Annotated in this window: 18 protein-coding genes; 12 read left to right on the top strand and 6 right to left on the bottom strand. The window is 67.6% G+C overall.

From position 1 onward, the window contains the following. Positions 1 to 88 precede the first annotated feature (88 nt). The 4 genes from ACFWF1_RS08580 to ACFWF1_RS08565 all read right to left on the bottom strand — a co-directional run bounded on the left by ACFWF1_RS08580 (position 89) and on the right by ACFWF1_RS08565 (position 3414). Positions 89 to 484, bottom strand: coding sequence for a VOC family protein (locus tag ACFWF1_RS08580; protein ID WP_379284855.1), 396 nt, complete (start codon positions 482 to 484; stop codon positions 89 to 91). A 139-nt stretch (positions 485 to 623) separates the two neighbouring features. Then, positions 624 to 1706, bottom strand: coding sequence for a sensor histidine kinase (locus tag ACFWF1_RS08575; protein WP_379284555.1), 1083 nt, complete (start codon positions 1704 to 1706; stop codon positions 624 to 626). Then, on the bottom strand, positions 1703 to 2530 hold the full coding sequence (locus ACFWF1_RS08570; RefSeq protein WP_379284554.1) for a response regulator: 828 nt from the start codon (positions 2528 to 2530) through the stop codon (positions 1703 to 1705). The genes ACFWF1_RS08575 and ACFWF1_RS08570 overlap by 4 nt, the downstream gene beginning before the upstream one ends. Further along, on the bottom strand, positions 2527 to 3414 hold the full coding sequence (locus ACFWF1_RS08565; protein ID WP_379284553.1) for a hypothetical protein: 888 nt from the start codon (positions 3412 to 3414) through the stop codon (positions 2527 to 2529). The genes ACFWF1_RS08570 and ACFWF1_RS08565 overlap by 4 nt, the downstream gene beginning before the upstream one ends. A 21-nt stretch (positions 3415 to 3435) precedes the next feature. On the opposite strand from ACFWF1_RS08565, the gene ACFWF1_RS08560 reads away from it, so the two are divergent. Together ACFWF1_RS08560 and ACFWF1_RS08555 are read left to right on the top strand one after the other, a co-directional pair. Continuing rightward, positions 3436 to 4656: a DUF418 domain-containing protein gene (locus ACFWF1_RS08560; RefSeq protein ID WP_379284552.1), complete on the top strand. Its 1221-nt coding sequence runs from the start codon at positions 3436 to 3438 to the stop codon at positions 4654 to 4656. Between the two features lie 982 nt (positions 4657 to 5638). After that, a complete protein-coding gene (locus ACFWF1_RS08555; protein WP_379284550.1) occupies positions 5639 to 6751 on the top strand; it encodes an alcohol dehydrogenase catalytic domain-containing protein in 1113 nt (370 codons plus the stop codon). Positions 6752 to 7474: 723 nt separating this feature from the next. Here the strand turns inward: ACFWF1_RS08555 and ACFWF1_RS08550 are convergent. Further along, positions 7475 to 7984, bottom strand: a complete 510-nt coding sequence (locus ACFWF1_RS08550) for a MarR family winged helix-turn-helix transcriptional regulator (RefSeq protein ID WP_379322163.1) — start codon at positions 7982 to 7984, stop codon at positions 7475 to 7477. Between the two features lie 15 nt (positions 7985 to 7999). Here ACFWF1_RS08550 and ACFWF1_RS08545 point away from each other — a divergent pair, with 15 nt between their 5' ends. The 3 genes from ACFWF1_RS08545 to ACFWF1_RS08535 are packed head-to-tail and all read left to right on the top strand — an operon-like array spanning position 8000 to position 9196. Then, the gene (locus tag ACFWF1_RS08545) at positions 8000 to 8422 is read left to right on the top strand and encodes a MarR family winged helix-turn-helix transcriptional regulator (protein WP_379284548.1); all 423 of its coding nucleotides are present in this window, start codon (positions 8000 to 8002) and stop codon (positions 8420 to 8422) included. 49 nt (positions 8423 to 8471) lie between these two features. After that, positions 8472 to 8753 (top strand): type II toxin-antitoxin system Phd/YefM family antitoxin, encoded by a 282-nt coding sequence (locus tag ACFWF1_RS08540; protein WP_379284547.1) that lies wholly within the window; start codon positions 8472 to 8474, stop codon positions 8751 to 8753. Continuing rightward, positions 8753 to 9196: a type II toxin-antitoxin system VapC family toxin gene (locus tag ACFWF1_RS08535; RefSeq protein WP_379284546.1), complete on the top strand. Its 444-nt coding sequence runs from the start codon at positions 8753 to 8755 to the stop codon at positions 9194 to 9196. Before ACFWF1_RS08540 ends, ACFWF1_RS08535 begins: the two co-directional genes overlap by 1 nt. On the opposite strand, the gene ACFWF1_RS08530 is transcribed toward ACFWF1_RS08535, so the two are convergent. Next, positions 9197 to 10018, bottom strand: coding sequence for an alpha/beta fold hydrolase (locus ACFWF1_RS08530; RefSeq protein ID WP_379284544.1), 822 nt, complete (start codon positions 10016 to 10018; stop codon positions 9197 to 9199). Positions 10019 to 10152: 134 nt separating this feature from the next. On the opposite strand from ACFWF1_RS08530, the gene dapB reads away from it, so the two are divergent. The 7 genes from dapB (at position 10153) to ACFWF1_RS08495 (ending at position 16633) form a co-directional block, all read left to right on the top strand. Further along, positions 10153 to 10899: a 4-hydroxy-tetrahydrodipicolinate reductase gene (gene dapB, locus ACFWF1_RS08525; RefSeq protein WP_379284543.1), complete on the top strand. Its 747-nt coding sequence runs from the start codon at positions 10153 to 10155 to the stop codon at positions 10897 to 10899. Between the two features lie 13 nt (positions 10900 to 10912). After that, positions 10913 to 11422, top strand: coding sequence for a hypothetical protein (locus ACFWF1_RS08520; RefSeq protein ID WP_379284542.1), 510 nt, complete (start codon positions 10913 to 10915; stop codon positions 11420 to 11422). Between the two features lie 252 nt (positions 11423 to 11674). Beyond that, positions 11675 to 12130 carry a flavodoxin family protein gene (locus ACFWF1_RS08515; protein WP_379284541.1) on the top strand — a complete coding sequence of 152 codons (456 nt, stop codon included), beginning with the start codon at positions 11675 to 11677 and terminating at the stop codon, positions 12128 to 12130. A gap of 165 nt (positions 12131 to 12295) precedes the next feature. Further along, the gene (locus tag ACFWF1_RS08510; RefSeq protein ID WP_150405770.1) at positions 12296 to 12982 is read left to right on the top strand and encodes a response regulator; all 687 of its coding nucleotides are present in this window, start codon (positions 12296 to 12298) and stop codon (positions 12980 to 12982) included. 22 nt (positions 12983 to 13004) lie between these two features. Continuing rightward, a complete protein-coding gene (locus ACFWF1_RS08505) occupies positions 13005 to 14288 on the top strand; it encodes an ATP-binding protein (protein ID WP_379284540.1) in 1284 nt (427 codons plus the stop codon). Beyond that, positions 14281 to 15300, top strand: coding sequence for a hypothetical protein (locus ACFWF1_RS08500; RefSeq protein ID WP_379284539.1), 1020 nt, complete (start codon positions 14281 to 14283; stop codon positions 15298 to 15300). Before ACFWF1_RS08505 ends, ACFWF1_RS08500 begins: the two co-directional genes overlap by 8 nt. A 133-nt stretch (positions 15301 to 15433) precedes the next feature. Further along, on the top strand, positions 15434 to 16633 hold the full coding sequence (locus ACFWF1_RS08495; RefSeq protein WP_379284538.1) for a winged helix-turn-helix domain-containing protein: 1200 nt from the start codon (positions 15434 to 15436) through the stop codon (positions 16631 to 16633). Positions 16634 to 16706 lie beyond the last annotated feature (73 nt).

Here is a 16706-nt window from a genome sequence, read left to right as displayed (position 1 = left end):
GCCGGTCTATCCGTAAATTCCCACCGAACTCGACCGGAGTGGGAGATGGCGAGGGGCGGCATCCGGATGGACGCCGCCCCAAGGTTTATCAGCTCGGCCAACCGCCGTACGGAACGGTGATCAATTCCATGAAGTGCCCGTTGGGATCCAGGAAGTAGACGCCGCGGCCGCCGTCATTGTGGTTGATCTCATTGACGCCCTGCTGACGTGGGTCGGCCCAGTGGTCCAGCTGGTAGCGCTGGATCTTGGCGTAGGCCACGTCGAATTCGGGTTCGGAGATCAGGAAGGCGTAGTGCTGCGGCGCGATTTCGGTGACGTGCGGTGGCACGTTCGCGAAATCGAAAGTCACCGAGTTATCCAGTGGCAGCGGAATGAATGGGCCCCATTCGGGGCCGAGTTCCGTGCCGAGGATGTCTGACCAGAATTCTGCGGTTACTCGACTATCGCGGCAACCGACAATGGTGTGATTGAACTGTACTGACAGGGGATTTCTCCTTGTGCCGTGACGGTCCCGACCCCGGGCTCGGTACAAGGCGGCCAACGGGAGCACCGTCACAGTCATCGACGCTAGCAAACGTCCCATGGATTTCGCCACTATCCAGTGACGCAGACCATGTTTCGGCTCAGCGGGGCAGGCGCAGCACCGCGCGATAGCCGCGCTCGGTGGTCGGCCCGGATTCGAAACTGCCGCCGAGCAGTTCGGCCCGTTCGGCGAGGCCGACCAGTCCGTGTCGCGAGCTGGGCAGCGACACCGCGGGACGGGTCGGCTCGGTGTTGGTGACGGTGACGCCGAAGTGGTCGCTGTCGTGCCACAGCGACACCGTCGCGGTCGCGCCGGGCGCGTGCTTGCGGACGTTGGTGAGCGCCTCCTGCACCGTCCGATAGATGGTGCGCTGGCCGGGCGCGGCCAGTTCGTCGGGCAGTTCGCCGCGCAGTTCGACCTGAATACCGCTGGAGTCGAGCAGCTTTCGCAGGTCGGCGAGCGTCGGCTGCGGCGTGAGCTCGGTGCTCTGGCCGCCCGCGGCGCGCAGCAGCGTGACCATGTGGCGGAGCTCGTCCAAGGTGTCGACACTGAGCCGGCGGATGGTGCGCGCGGCCTCGGCGGCGTCGGGATCGGTGGCCGCGACCTGGAGTGCGCCCGCGCGCACGGCGATCAAACTGACCTGATGCGCGACCACGTCGTGCATTTCGCGGCCGATCTGCGCGCGTTCGCGGGCCAGCACCGCCTGCGCGTGCAGTTGCCGTTCGTGGTCGCGTGCCTCCTCGATCTCGACCAACCGGGCGGACAGGTCTCGGCGGGTCCGCACCAACTGGCCGAGCAGCACCGGGGCACCCGCCCAGGCCAGCGAGTACGCGAACGTGACGAGCGAGCCGCGCTGGTCGAGGGCATGCCCGGGTGGCCACGGGGCGGACGCGGCGATCGAGGTGGCGAGTACTGAACCCCACAGCAGCGGGCGATTGCTGGTGCGTTGGGCCAGGGTGTACAGCGCGATCGCCGGGGCGGCGAGGTTGGCAAGCATCCAGCTCGCGGGCAGCGTCAACGCGAAGGCGAGCAACGGGTAGCGGCGGCGCAGCAGCAAAGCGGCGCACGCGATACCACCTGCGATCAACTCGACGCGAGAGTTGTCCTCGCCGTCGACGAGCACATCGGCGACGGCCACCGCGACCAGCGCGAGGTCGATCAGCCACGGCGGAAGCCGGTTCACGGCAGGATTCCGGCCCGCTGCGCGAGCAACGCCGCTTGCACGCGGCTGGTCACCCGCAATTTGGTGAAGATCCCGCTGACATGGTCCTTCACCGTGCCGACACTCAGGTGGATCCGCTGACCGATCTCGGCATTCGACAGGCCGGTGGCGATCAGCACGAGCACCGCGCGTTCCCGCTCGGTCAGCCGCTCGACCCGCGCGGCGTCGGCGTCGATCTCCGCCGTGGTGGCGGGCTCGGCGTTGCGCAGCAGGGTGGCCGACACTTTCGGCGACAGCACGACACCGCCCGACGCGAGGGTGCGCGTCAGCTGGGCGAGCTGCTCGGGCTCGGTGTCCTTGAGCACGAAACCCGCTGCGCCGGAACGTAATGCGGACAGAATGTAGTCGTCGGTGTCGAACGTCGTCAGCATCGCCACCACCGGCGGGTCCGGCAGCGCGCGCAGCAGCCGCAGCACGGTCAGGCCGTCGACGTCGGGCATCCTGATATCCAGCAGCACCACGTCCGGCCGCGTCGTCTCGACCGCCGACAGCGCCGCCGACCCGGTCGCCGTAGCCACCACCTCGATGTCGGCGGCCGCATTCAAGATCAACTCGAACCCGGAGCGCACCAGCGCCTCGTCGTCGACGACCACCACCCGGATCACCCGCCACACCTCCAACACATTCGCCGTTTCCGCACGTGAGCCTAGATCCGGCAGGTAAGCCAACCTGTCGGCGAGGCGGTCGGACGGCCGATCGGCGGGGATGATCCAGCCAACCGGCGGGTCACCGGCCGCCGATGAGCGGAGGCGGACCGGACGCGTGCCGGATACCGGATAGATCAAGCTTTGTCGACGCTGAACGTATGGGACACAACGGACTTCCGGCATCCGGCGGTGTCGGTCAGCCGACTGAGGTCGATGGTGATGACGGCGAGGTGCGAGTTGATGGGCACACGCGGACCGGTGATGCGGTGCGGATTGGCGAGGCAGCGGGGGCGGGTGACGTTGAGCGGGCGGGTGGCACCGTGCGGGTTGATGACGCAGCGCGTACTGGTCATGCCGCGCTGACGGCTGCTGTGATGCAGGCCGATGATGCAATGCGAATCGATGATGTGGTGCGCGCCAGCGATGCGGCACGGGCCGGTGATGCGGTGCTGACCGATGCCGCAACGCTGTCCGGCCCTGCAATACGGAGCGGTAATGCACGGGTCGGCGATCCGGTGCGGAGGGGTAATGCTGTGCTCGCCGGTGACACCGAGCAGGTTGTCGACGTGGCGCGTACCGGCGACGCCGTGCTGACATGTGTTGCAACGCCGTCCGGCGCTGCAGTGCGGAGCGATGATGCGGCGGGGGTTGGTGATGCGGTGCGTCCCGGCGACGCAGTGCGTATTGGTCATGCTGCGCTGATTGGTGCTGCAACGGGGGCCGACGCTGCGATGCGGGCCGATGGTGTGGCGCGGGCCAGCGATGCGGCACGGGCCGGTGATGCAGTGCTGACCGGTGCCGCCATGCTGTCCGGCCCTGCAATACGGACCGATGATGCACGGCTCGGTGATCCGGTGCGGAGTGTGCTCACCGGTGACGCCGAGCAGGTTGTCGACGTGGCGCGTACCGGCGACGCCGTGCTGACAGGTGTTGCCGCGCGGGCCGGCGCTGCAGTGCGGAGCGATGACGCGGTGGGGGTTGGTGATGCGGTGCGTCTCGGCGACGCAGTGCGTACTGGTCATGCTGCGCTGATTGGTGCTGCGATGCGGGCCGATGATGTGGCGCGGGCCAGCGACGCGGCGCGGGGCGATGACGCCGTGCGGGCCGGTGATGTAGTGCGTTCCGGGGCGCGGTTGCTCGGCGTGGATCTTGCGCGTGGGCTTGCGGTGCTCGGGATGTATGCGGCGCATGTGGGGCCGAATCCGGATGAGGGTGGGGTGATCGGGTTCGTGATGGAGGTGACGCATGGGCGGTCGTCGGCGTTGTTCGCGTTCCTTGCGGGGTTTTCGATTCTGCTGATCACGGGGCGGCGGGTGCCGAGGATGGGGCAGGCCGGTCGGCAGGCTCGGGTGAAGATATTGATCCGGGCGGGCATCTTGCTGGTGGTGGGTACCGCGTTGACCGCGTCCGGGACGAAGGTCGAGGTGATCCTGGCCTACTACGGGTTGTACTTCCTGCTGGCGTTGCCGCTGGCTCGGTTGCGCGCCGGCACGTTGGCCGTGCTCGCGGCGGTGAGTGCGGTGGTGTTGCCGCAGATTGTGTTTGCGGTGATCGCGACGGATTCCGGCTGGACCGCGGCCGTCAATCGGTTCGATCCGCTGGCGTGGCTGAGTGGGCGCGGCGATCCGAGCTCGAGCAGCAACGGGTTGGTCGGGCTGCTGCTCAACGGTAGTTATCCGGCACTCTGCTGGCTGCCGTTCGTGCTCGCGGGTATGGCGGTCGCTCGACTCGACTTGTCCGCCAACGTGATTCGCGTTCGTCTGGCGGTGACTGGCATCGGCCTGGCGGCGCTCGGTTACGGCGGCTCCGCGCTGGCCCTGCATCTCGCGCCCGGTGTGTCGGCGCGGCCCGAAATCATGTACGCGCCGTGGTGGTCCGACATGGCCGAGGATCCGTCCGGCTGGCGATACCTGCTGGTGGCGATGCCGCACAGCGAAACCACGTTGTCGATCATCGCGAACACAGGTGTCGCCCTCACGGTGCTCGTCGCCTGCCTGGCCGCATGCGCCGAATCCCAGCGGTTCCAACGGCTGGCCACGCCACTGATCGCAGTCGGCAGCATGTCATTGACCGCCTACGTATTCCACGTATTCGCGATCGCAGTGCTCGGCTTCGACGTCCTCCCCGCCGGTTCGCTCCCCGTCCTGCTGAGCCTGAGCGCAATCATCATGATGTTCGCCTACTGCTGGACCCGCTTCTTCCCCCGCGGCCCCCTCGAATGGGTGCTGTACCGCGCAACATCCGTCGCCGACCGCGTGCGATAGCCACGCTCAGCGTCGTCGGGGCCCACTCGCCCGTCACACACGAATTCACAGCCCACGTACGAACCTGTCGGCCGCATCCACCCCCACTGAGCCAAGCCACGCGCCCCGAGCGCACGCCGCGCGCGAATTGTCGAGCTGCGCATGGAACTGCCAGCTATGTCGTGCGCGGCAGGCCAGCATGGGCGCGGCTGGCTGTTTCGTGCGGGCAGCGAGCTTGTGCGTGGCGGTACGAGTACTGAAACGTAGCTTTGCCGGTCGCGGTAGGTGCAGCCCCGCGCGCGAATTGGTGGCTGCGTGCGGAATTGCTGACTGTTTTGTGCGCGGCAGGCCAGCATGGGCGCGGCTGGCTGTTTCGTGCGCGGCAGCGAGCATGTGCGTGGCGGTACGAGTACTGGATCGTAGCTTTGCGGGTCGCGATGGGTGCGCTCCGCGCGCGAAGTGGTGGATTGCGTGCGGAATTGCTGGCTGTTTCGTGCGGGCAGCGAGCTTGTGCGTGGCGGTACGAGTACTGGAACGTAGCTTTGCGGGTCGCGGTAAGTGCAGCCCCGCGCGCGAATTGGTGGGCTGCGTGCGGAATTGCTGACTGTTTTGTGCGCGGCAGGCCAGCATAGGCGCGGCTGGCTGTTTCGTGCGCGGCAGCGAGGATGTGCGTGGCGGTACGGGTACTGGATCGCAGCTTTGCCGGTCGCGGTGGGTGCAGCCCCGCGCGCGAATTGTCGAGCTGCGCATGGAACTGCCAGCTATGTCGTGCGCGGCAGGCCAGCATGGGCGCGGCTGGCTGTTTCGTGCGAGGGCAGCGAGGATGTGCGTGGCGGTACGGGTACTGGATCGTAGTTTTGCCGGTCGCGGTGGGTGCAGCCCCGCGCGTGAATTGGTGGGCTGCGTGCGGAATTGCTGGCTGTTTCGTGCGCGGCAGCTGAAGTTGAGGGCGAGGGCGGGTGATCTCTGTGCCTGGGACAGTGTGGACGGTAGCGTCGGCGGAATGAAGATTCGTGGGGCGGTCCTGGAGCGGATCGCGGCGCCCGTGCCGTTCGCCGAGTCGGCGCCGATCAGTGTCGGTGAGTTGGAGCTCGGGGAGCCGGGGGCGGGGGAGCTGCTGGTTCGGATCGAGGCGGCGGGGCTGTGTCATTCGGACCTGTCGGTGGTCGACGGGAATCGGGTGCGGCCGGTGCCGATGCTGCTCGGTCACGAGGCGGCGGGGCGCGTCGAGGGGATCGGGCCGGGCGGCAGCGATCTCGCGATCGGGCAGCGCGTGGTGATGACCTTCCTGCCGCGTTGCGGCGAATGCGCGGGCTGCGCCACCGATGGGCGGACGCCGTGCGTGCCGGGCAGTGTCGCAAACAACGCGGGTGAATTGCTGGGCGGTGGGCGGCGGCTGAGCCGGGACGGCGCGGAGGTGCACCACCATCTCGGCGTGTCCGCCTTCGCGACGCATGCGGTGGTGGACCGCAGGTCGGTGGTTCCGGTGGACGACGACGTGCCGCCCGAGGTGGCGGCTGTCCTCGGGTGCGCTGTCTTGACCGGCGGTGGCGCACTGTTGAATTCGGCCAAGCCGGGGCCGGGGGATCGGATCATGGTGGTCGGGCTCGGCGGTGTCGGCATGGCAGCGGTACTGGTCGCGGTGTCATTGGCGGCCGATGGTCACGAGGTAATCGCCGTCGACACCGTTCCGGAAAAGCTCACCCTGGCAAAGGAATTGGGCGCGACTGCGGCCTACGCCCCGGCGCAGGTGGCCGAGTTGGGTGTCCAGGCGGAGATCGTTGTCGAGGCCGCAGGCAACATTCGCGCCTTCGAAACCGCCGTAGCCGCGACAGCTCCCGGCGGCACCACGGTCACCGTCGGCCTGCCCGCCCCCGATGCTCGCGCCAGCATCTCCCCGCTCGCCCTTGTCGCACAAGGCCGTTCGATCATCGGCAGCTATCTGGGCTCGGCAGTCCCGGCCCGCGACATTCCCACCTACGTCCGAATGTGGCGTGAGGGCCGCCTCCCCGTCGAACGCCTGGTCTCCGCCCACATCGGCCTCGACGAAATCAACCACGCCATGGACGAACTCGCCGCAGGCCACGCCCTCCGCCAGGTGATCGTCTTCGACTGACGACAGCCGCCACCGCGACCGACACCTGGTCAACCAACGCCGAGTACCCGTACCGCGGCACGTCGCTAACGCTCAGCTGCAGCAAGCGCCGCGAACGGATTTGCATGCCGCGCGCAGATTTGCCGATTGTTTCGTGCGCGGCGGGCGGAAACATGCGCGCGGTGAGCTTGGGGCCGGTGCGTCACCGCGTCAACGAAACGCTGTAGCGGGCAGGCAAACTCGCCTTGGGTCGCGCATGTGACAGGCATTCAGCCTTCGACTGACGAGAGGCGCGCGGATTCGTGTGGCGCGCGCGGATTAGTCGACTATTTCGTGCGCGGCGGGCGGGAAGGTGCGCGCGACGGACGTGGTCCGGCGCATCGACCACATCGACGAAACGCTTTAGCAGACAGGTGATCTCGTCGTGGGAACGCCCTATAACCTGTGATCGGCCTTCGACTAATGAGGAGCGCTCGGGCCCGCGCGCGGATTCGTGTGGTGCGCGTGGATTTGCCTCCTGTTTCGTGCGCGGCGGGCCGGAAGGTACGCGCGGCGGGTATGGGGCGGGCGCGTCGCCAACGTCTACGAAACGCGTTGGTAGGCAGTTGAACTTGCCGTGGATCAGGCGCTGCGACAGGCGATCGGCCTTTGACTGGTAGGTGCGCACAGTCCCGCGCGGATTCGTGTGGTGCGCGTAGATTTGCCTACTGCTCCGTGCGCGGCAGGTGGGAAGGTGCGCGGTGGTCAGTGTGTCGGTGCGTCCATGGCGTCGACGAAACGTTGGAGTAGGCGGGCGAATTCGCTGCGTTCGGTGGCGGTCCAGTCGGACATGGCGGCGGCCATGGCGGTGCGGCGGCCGGTGCTGGCGGCGGTGATGGCCTGCTGGCCGTTGTTGGTGAGGCGGAGGACGGCGCGGCGGCCGTCTTGTTGGTCGGCGACTCGTTCCAGTAGGCCGTGCGAAACAGCCTGGGCGACAAGACGACTGGCTCGTGGCTGGTCAACGCCCAGGGTGGGGGCCAGGGTGCTGACGGTGGGGGATTCGGTGGCGGCGACGGCGTCGAGGACTTGGTGCAGGGCGATCGGGAACGGGGAGTCGCCGGCGAGTGCCCCTCGGGTCTGTCTGCGCCGGATCCGGACCATCGCCGCTTCGACGGCCTCGGTGATCGCGTCGTGCTCGTGCATCGGGTCTCCTATCGTGCGCTCTTCCATCCGCCAGAGTTTCATGTAATAGTACATGTAGTTGTTGATATACATGCTTTGGAGGACATCATGGCCGTTCGACGCCACATCGGTTACTGGCTCGTCGAGCTCGATCGACTGATCACCGAGCGCTTCGACGAGGACCTCGCCGCCTGCGAACTGAGCCGCAGGCACTGGCAGATCCTGCACTCGCTCTCGGACGGTCCGCAGCAGGCGAGCGAGCTGCACGCCGCGCTCGACACTTTCCTGAACGGTCAGTCGGAGTGGGAGACCGAACTGGCCGCGGTCGCCGCCCGGGGGTTGGTGGTCGACGAGTCGGGCACGCTCTCGCTGACCGACGCGGGCCGAGAGGTCCACGATCAGGCGTGGATTCGGATCGGCGCGCGGCGCAGGCAGATGACCGAGGGCGTCACCGACGAGCAGTTCGCCGAGACCATGCGGGTGCTGGAAAAGATGGCCGCGAATATGGCTGGCGCCGAGCCGGTCGGGTAGGTAACCTGATCTGGTCAGAGTAGTCAAAATGGTCGAAACGGGTGATCAGATGGCTAGAAAGCGATCGGAGCGGCCGGATGTCGCATGGCCCCTTGCCGACGCGAAGGCCAGATTGTCCGAGTTGATCGACACGGTGGATCGGGAGGGACCGCAGGTGATCAGCAAGCACGGGCGTGAAGTCGCCGTCGTCGTAGCCATCGATGAATGGCGACGCCGGAACGCGCGGCAGGGGAGCCTGGCCGAATTCTTCGCCGACTCGCCACTACGGGATTCCGGTCTAGTGGTCGAGCGTGACAGAACGGATCCGCAGCACCGCGACGTGACCCTGTGATGGCGCTGGAGGTCGAGCCCGCAGGCTATCTCCTGGACACCAACGCCGTCTCGGAGTGGATCAAGCCGCGACCCGACCCCGGCCTGATCGGCTGGTTGCACGAAGCGGACGAGGAACGAATGTTCCTGAGCGTCATCACGATCGGCGAGATCCGCCACGGCGTCGATCGGTTGTCCGACGGACGGAAGAAGGCTCGCCTGACCACGTGGCTGACGGATCAGGTCGCCGACAGATTCGACGAGCGACTACTGTCAGTGGATTTCGGCGTCGCACAGGCGTGGGGGCGCGTCCGCGCCCGAGCCGAAGGTATCGGCCAGCGCGTAGAAGCTGTGGACGCCCTCATCGCCGCGACAGCCGAAGCGCACGGACTCGCCGTTGTCACGCGCAACCGCAGGGACTTCCGCGGGACCGGGGTGCCGCTACTGTGCCCGTGGGCTGAATAGCTATGCGCGGGTGAGGGACTCGGTCACCACCTCGATGTAGTCGGCGGTTCGACTGATCAACAAGGAATGACCGCCCTCGGTAAAGGTGCGGAAATCGCAGCCGGGATGCAGGTCGCGCAGGCGCCCGGTGTGGGTGGTGGTGATCAGCGGATCGTCGTCCGCGCGGAAGATCAGGGTGGGGCCGTCCCCGGCGGGACCCCGGAGGAGTTCATCGACACCCTCGGCGAGCTCGAGCAACAGACGAGACGAATTGGCGGCACCGGCGCTCCCGCCCGCGTCGGTGGCCGTCACCACCTGCTCGATCCAGAACTCGGCTTCCTCGGAGTCCGGCCAGGTGCTCCGCAACGCGGTACGAATCGCCTCCTGCGTCTCCGGCCACGGCGTCGCCAAGGTGGTCTCGACCCGCATCCGCAACCGATCGACATCCTCCGGTCCGTACAACCCGGTGCTCGACAAGGTAAGCGACCGAACCCGATCCGGCGCACGACGTGAAAGGAGCTCCGCATACATGCCACCCGCCGACTGACCGACCACATGGGCCCGATCGATCCCCTCCGCATCGAGCACCGCGACAAAACCGTCGACCAACTCGGCACAGGACCCGACACTCGACGGGTAGTCGGGCGCGATCGTGCGGAACCGCGGCACCAACGCATCCGCCAAATCCAGCCAGCCGATACCGATCCCCGACCCGCCGCTGAGCAGCAACACCGGATCGCCGGTGCCGCCCGCGTAGTACTGCCAATCATGCTGCCCGGCAGCAAGTTTCTTGCGTTCGTGCTGTCGTAGGAAGATCGCTGCCCGTTCCCGAATCGAAGTCACGCCCGCGACGGTAGGGGAGAGATCACCCGCGCGCAAACATGCGCATGTAGCAATGTGAATCACAGAGGTCAGCGGACCGCCGCCCCGGCACGGTCGATAGGCTGACACCGACAAAAGCGGAAAGAGGAGGTGCGGTGACCATACGGGTCGGAGTGCTCGGAGCACGCGGCAAAGTCGGACAGGCCATCATCGCGGCGGTAGACGCGGCGGCCGATCTGGAACTGGTCGCCGCCGTCGACAAGGACGATTCGCTCGACGCGTTCACCGCGGCGAACACGCAGGTCGTCGTGGACTTCACCCACCCGGACGTGGTGATGGGTAACCTGAAGTTCCTGGTGCAGAACGGCATCCACGCGGTGGTCGGCACCACCGGCTTCGACGCCGCCCGCCTCGACGAGGTACGCGGCTGGCTCACCGACCGCCCCGGCACCGGCGTGCTGATCGCACCGAACTTCGCCATCGGCGCGGTGCTGTCCATGCGTTTCGCCGAACAGGCCGCCCGGTTCTTCGACTCGGTCGAGGTGATCGAACTGCACCACCCGAACAAGGCCGATGCACCCTCCGGCACCGCCTACCGCACCGCGGGCTTGATCGCCGCCGCCCGCGACAAGGCGGGCGTCGGCCGTAGCCCCGACGCCACCACCACCGAACTGGACGGTGCCCGCGGCGCGGATGTCGACGGCGTGCGGGTGCACTCGGTGCGGCTGGCCGGACTGGTCGCCCATCAAGAGGTGCTGTTCGGCACCCAGGGCGAAACCCTCACCATCCGGCACGACTCCATCGACCGATCCTCCTTCGCGCCCGGCGTGCTGCTCGGCGTGCGCGAGATCGCCAACCGCCCCGGCCTCACCGTCGGGCTCGACCCCTTCCTCGACCTGTGAACGAGGTGCGGGCGTGAACGCCGCGGGATCGGCTGCGGACGGGGCCAAGCAGAACCGGGAAGTCGTCAAGGTCGTTGCGTTCCTCGCGGTCCTGGTCCTCGTGCTCGGCTTCTACTTCCTGCTCCTCGGCCGAATCGCGTTCAGCCTCATCGGCACCGGCAATGTCGCCGCCATCCTCATCGGCATCGGCGTGCTGATCCTGCCGTTCGTCGGCGTCTGGGTGGTCGCCGCCACCGTGCGCGCGGCCCTGGCCCACCAGCGCCTGGCCCGCCGCATCCACGAGGAGGGCCGCGAACTCGACACCTCCGAGCTACCGCACCGCCCCTCCGGCCGCATCGAACGCGACGCGGCCGACGAACTCTTCGCCCAGGTCAAAACCGAATGGGAAGCAGACCCCGACAACTGGCGCGTCTCCTACCGCCTGGCCCGCGCCTACGACTACGCCGGCGACCGCACCCGCGCCCGCGCCACCATGCGCCGCGCGGTCGCACTGGAAAAACTCGAACGGGATCAAGCAGGGTAGAACCTGCCCGTTGCACAATTCGGAACGGTCCCATCGATATTGACCGACACGCCGTCGCCGACGACAACTCGACACGGCGATAGCCGATTTCTACTACGCACTAGACCCGGCCCTGGCCGAATCGACCGGGGTAAGCGCCGGAAGGTGAGTGAATTCGCTCTCATCGGAGGATATTTCGCCGAGCAAGCACGCATTGCGTACTGGACGGCCTGCGTCGACCGCGCACCGCATCACGCACACTAAGCTCGTCCCGTGACGCAGTTGCTGATCATCCACCACACCCCGTCCCCGCACATGCAGGCCATGTTCGAGGCGGTGGTCTCCGGCGCGACCGACCCGGAGATCGAGGGAGTGCAGGTCGTGCGCCGCGCGGCCCTCGCCGTCACGGCCTCGGATGTGTTGGCCGCCAACGGATATCTGCTCGGCAGCCCTGCCAACCTCGGCTACATGTCCGGCGCACTCAAGCACGCCTTCGACACGTTCTACTATCCTTGTCTCGACTCGACCACCGGTCGGCCCTTCGGTTTCTACTTGCACGGCAACGAAGGCACCGAGGGCGCCGAACGGGGTGTGGAACGCGTCACCACCGGCCTCGGCTGGCAACAGGCGGCCGCACCGGTGATCGTGTCGGGACCGCCGACGAAGGACGACATCCAGCGCTGCTGGGAGCTCGGTGCGACCATTGCCGCGCAACTAATGGGCGACTGACAGTTTTTGTCCCCGAAATAGCTGGCAGTGACAATCTCTGCCGGAAGCGATTTGGGGTCGGCCCCGATTTCTGGTGTCTGACCATTCGGTGCTTCGGCCCGGCATACTGACAGAACGTTGTTGCGGTGGGGATGTGACGAGTTTGCTCGGGAATGGAGATTTCAGGTGACGTTGGCCGAAGGGGGCAATAACGCACCGCGCCGGATCGGAGTGGTCGAAGACCACGAATCAGTAGCGATCGGACTGGCCGCCATGCTTGCGCCGGAACCCGATCTCGACCTGGTGTTGACCGCGGGCACGGTACCGGAGTTATTGGCTGCCGCTCAGGATCTACCGCAACTGGATCTGGTCGTGCTCGACCTGCGTTTGGCCGACGGGTCGACGCCCGAAGACAACGTGCGTGCGCTGCGCGATCGCGGCATCGAGGTGCTGATCTTCACCGGCGCGGACAACGCGTTCCTGGTGCGGTCCGCCGCGCGGGCCGGGGTGCTCGGCGTGGTGCGCAAATCCGAGGACGTGCAGACCGTGGTCGCGGCCGTGCGCCGCGCGGGTTCCGGCGAACAGGTGGTGACCACCGACTGGGCCGCCGCCATCGACGGCGACCCGCAGCTGTCCGACGTCGGGCTCAGTCCGCGTCAGGAAGAGGTGCTCACGCTGTATGCGTCTGGTGAGAAGGCTTCTCGGGTGGCGCGTTTGACCGGCCTGTCCGAACAGACGGTCAACGACTACCTCGGCCGCATCCGGCAGAAGTACGCCGACGCGGGACGCCCGGCGCCGACCAAGACCGACCTGTACAAGCGGGCAGTGGAGGACGGGTGGCTTCCGGTGCCCGAGCGGCATCCACGCGGATGAACGAGCGCAGCGAGGCGCGGTCATGATCGCGTCCAGCATGCTGGACACCACCGCTGCTCCCGTGTCGCTCGATCACATCGCACCGAGCCGTTGGCGCAGGGGAGCCGCTCCGGTGTCCAAGAAGAGTGGGTACGAGGGCGCGTCCGATCGAATTCTGCGTCGCTTCGGGTTGGCGATCGGGATCGCCGGGGTGATCGTCGCGGTGGTCGAGCTGCCGGAGATCGCGGACCAGAGCCGGCTTATCGCGGGCGGTTGGACGGTCCTCACGGTGGTGCTGGCTTTCGGGCTGTTCCCGGTGCTGGCCGCGGTGTCGATCGCGTCGAGCAGGCAGCTCATCCAGCTGGTGTCCGGTGCGGCGGCGGTGAGCTTTCTCGCGGCGATGGCCGTGATCCCGTTCGCGTATCCGGATCCGGTGCCGCAGACCTCCTCGGTGTGGCTGTATCGCGTGCTCGCGCTCGGTGTGCTCGCGGCGGTGCTGGCGTGGCGTCCGGTCTATGCGGTCGTCTATCTCGTGATCGGTGCCGCGCTGTCGGCGTTCGCCAACGCTTTCGTGCTGCCCGACGCGACGCCCGTGGTGTGGGCCGGTGACTTCGTTCGCGCAGCCGGTTTGTGTGCACTGTTCCTCTGGTGCGCGATCTACGCCAAAGCTGCTGCGGATCGAGTGGATCGGGAGTCGGCGATCGAGAGCAGGCGCGCGGCGGCGGTGGCCGGTGCCGCGGCCCGCGACCGCGAACGGGCGCGATTCGCCGCGCTGATCCACGACGCGGTGCTGTCCACCCTGTTGGACGCGTCCCGGGCGGGTACCGATTCGCCGGTGCTGCGCCGGCAAGCCGAGCGGACGCTCGAGCAGCTCGACGAATGCCGCGTCGGCGACGTGGAACCGAACCGGCTGGACGCGCAGTCCGCCACCGGGTTCCTGCGTTCGGCCGTGCACGAAGTCAACCCCGGTATCCGGTTCACCGCCCGGCGCTGGTCCGGCTTCGACGACCTCCGGCTGCCGGTGGACGCGGCGGGCACCATCGCCGCGGCACTCACCGAGGCGGTGCGCAACAGTTTGCGCCACGCCACCGTGCCGGGCCGTGAGGTGCAGCGCACCGTCACGGTAACCATCAGCGCGGGCGGCATCCGGGTCGTATTCCGTGATGACGGTGCGGGTTTCGAGATGGGGCAGGTGCCCGCCGATCGCCTCGGCATCTCGGTCAGCATTCTCGGCCGGATGCGGCAGCTGGCCGGCGGCGCGGGCTTCGTGGAATCCCAACCGGGCGAGGGCACCACGGTGACCTTGGTGTGGGGCAGCGATGGCTGACACCGATACCGAATTCGGGCTCCGCGATCTGCTCGGCCTGCGGGACCCGGCGGCCGGGCTGTTCCTGCTCATCCTGCAGGCGACCATCGTGCTGTACATGGTCCGCAACTTCGGCGATTCGCCGCTGATCGCGGCGGTGGCCGCGCTGGTGCTGCTGGCCGCGGCCGGGGTACTGGTGCTGGTGATCCCGGTCGATCCGCTGCCGTTGCCCGCGACGATATTCATCGCCGCCTCCGGACCGCTGGCGACCGCGCTCACCTCGTTCGATGTCGAGCACGGTTGGTCGAGGCAGGTGTGGACCGCGTTCGCGTCGTCGTATGTGCTCGCGGTGCTCGTGCTGCGCGGCCGGTTGGGCGCGGCCTGGCTCGGGGTCTGTGGTGTCGCGGTCGTGATCGCGGCCGTCGGCGTGGTGAACGGCCTGAGCGGCGGCGTGATCGCCGGATCGATCGTGCCGATCTCCACGGTGGCCGGCGTCTCGCTCTTCGCGGTGATCATGCGACCCACCCAGCGCTCGCTGCGGTTGCTGCGAGAGGAGTCGACGATGCGCGCCGCCGCCGAGGCCACCATGGCCGCGGAGAACGGCGAACGCAACCGGCAGCTGGCCCGCCTCGACAAGGTGGCCAGGCCCATCCTGGAACGCATCGCCGACGGTGTCGAACTCACCGCCACCGAACGCGAACAATGCCGCCTGCTGGAGGCCGAACTACGCGATGGCCTGCGTGCCCCGCAACTGGTCACCGACGAACTCAGCAGCGCCGCCCGCGGCGCCCGCAGCCGCGGCGTCGAGGTGGTCCTCCTCGACGACGGCGGCTTCGCCGGGGTCCCCCGCTGGGTCCGCCAACAGGTAATCGAGGCCGCCACAAAGGAATTGGACGCCGCCAACGCAGGCTCGGTCACCGTCCGCGTCCTCCCGATGGGCCGCCGCATCCTCGCCACGGTTCTCGCCAACGCCCCCCATCAGGACCGCCGCACCGAGATAGACGCCGCAGGCAGCATCAAAGTCTCCACCTAGGGATCAACCGAAGCCCATCCGTCGACGCGCACAGTTCGCGAGCGGGACATGACGGCGGCGAATGTCGAGTGGCGCCGCCATCATGTCCCGGTGGGCGGGTGTCAATGTCGGACCCTCGTGGCATTGTGCGGGTATGCGGAAGGTCAGTGTTGGGGTGGCGCGGCGGGTTGCGCTGGCGGCGCAGGGGTTTGCGGCGCGGAAGCCGGTGCGGACGACCCGGCGGTCGGTGCTCGGGGTGGTCGAGAAAACGCAACTGTTGCAGTTGGATTCGGTGTCGGCGGTGGTGCGGGCGCATTATGCGCCGGTGTTCAGCCGGATCGGGGCCTACGATCGGGCGCTGCTGGACGAGGCGGCGTGGAGTCACAATGCCCGGCGGCCGCGGCGGCTGGTGGAGTATTGGGCGCACGAGGCGGCATTGATCCCGGTCGAGGATTGGCCGCTGATGCGATGGCGGATGACGCAATTCGAGAACGGCCGATGGGCCGGTGTGCGCAAGGTGGTGGAGCGCAATCCCACCCTGGGCAACGACATCCTGGATGTGTTCGCCGAGGTCGGTGCGTGTACGGCCGGTGAGGTGGAGCGGCATCTGGAACTGGACAAGCCGCGCGCCAAGGGCTCCTGGTGGAATCTCAGCGACACCAAGATGATCTGCGAGCAGCTGTTCGCCGCCGGCGCACTCTCGGTGGACAAGCGCGTCAGTTTCGCGCGGCATTACGACCTCGCCGAGCGCGTGATCCCGCCGGACATCTTGGCGCGCACCGTTTCCGAGGAGGACGCGGTGCGCGAACTGGTGCTCCGCGCGGCCACCGCCCACGGCATCGGCACCGAAACCGACCTGCGCGACTACTACCGACTACATCGTCGCCAAACCGAACCCGCCATCGCCGACCTCGTCGACGCGGGCGAACTCCTCCCGGTCGAGGTCGAGGGCTGGGACAAACCGGCGTACCTGCGCGCGGGCACGCCCATCCCGCGCCGCGTCGAAGGCGCCGCCCTGCTGTGCCCGTTCGACCCGCTGATCTTCTTCCGCGCCCGCACCGAACGCCTCTTCGACTTCCACTACCGCATCGAGATCTACACCCCGGAACCCAAACGGGTACACGGCTATTACGTTTTCCCGTTCCTGCTCAACGGTGAACTGGTCGGCCGCGTCGACCTACGCGCCGAGCGCGCCGCAGGCCGCCTCTCCGTCCCCGCAGCCTTCGCTGAGCCCGGCTACGACACCCCCGGAACCGCGCACGCCCTAACAGAAGCATTGCGCGACATGGCCGACTGGCTCGAACTGGACAAGGTCGTCATCGGCTCTCGCGGAAACCTCGCTCCGCTGTTGTAACTCATCAACCGCTACTGCCAAGATCTGCACCCACTCTCGGGATCTGCACCGACTTCGGGCGTCCATAGTGGGT

Origin of the sequence: Nocardia sp. NPDC060255 (assembly GCF_042727395.1) — a bacterium.
In the GTDB taxonomy this organism is placed as follows: domain Bacteria; phylum Actinomycetota; class Actinomycetes; order Mycobacteriales; family Mycobacteriaceae; genus Nocardia.
This window is presented reverse-complemented; position numbering and strand designations above follow the sequence as displayed.

Coding starts and splice junctions, on each gene's coding strand:
- ACFWF1_RS08565 (WP_379284553.1), bottom strand. CDS start 3,414: ATGACCAGTACGCACTGCGTCGCCGAGACGCACCGCATCACCAACCCC.
- ACFWF1_RS08560 (WP_379284552.1), top strand. CDS start 3,436: ATGCGGGCCGATGATGTGGCGCGGGCCAGCGACGCGGCGCGGGGCGAT.
- ACFWF1_RS08555 (WP_379284550.1), top strand. CDS start 5,639: ATGAAGATTCGTGGGGCGGTCCTGGAGCGGATCGCGGCGCCCGTGCCG.
- ACFWF1_RS08550 (WP_379322163.1), bottom strand. CDS start 7,984: ATGTATATCAACAACTACATGTACTATTACATGAAACTCTGGCGGATG.
- ACFWF1_RS08545 (WP_379284548.1), top strand. CDS start 8,000: ATGGCCGTTCGACGCCACATCGGTTACTGGCTCGTCGAGCTCGATCGA.
- ACFWF1_RS08540 (WP_379284547.1), top strand. CDS start 8,472: ATGGCTAGAAAGCGATCGGAGCGGCCGGATGTCGCATGGCCCCTTGCC.
- ACFWF1_RS08535 (WP_379284546.1), top strand. CDS start 8,753: ATGGCGCTGGAGGTCGAGCCCGCAGGCTATCTCCTGGACACCAACGCC.
- ACFWF1_RS08505 (WP_379284540.1), top strand. CDS start 13,005: ATGATCGCGTCCAGCATGCTGGACACCACCGCTGCTCCCGTGTCGCTC.
- ACFWF1_RS08500 (WP_379284539.1), top strand. CDS start 14,281: ATGGCTGACACCGATACCGAATTCGGGCTCCGCGATCTGCTCGGCCTG.
- ACFWF1_RS08495 (WP_379284538.1), top strand. CDS start 15,434: ATGCGGAAGGTCAGTGTTGGGGTGGCGCGGCGGGTTGCGCTGGCGGCG.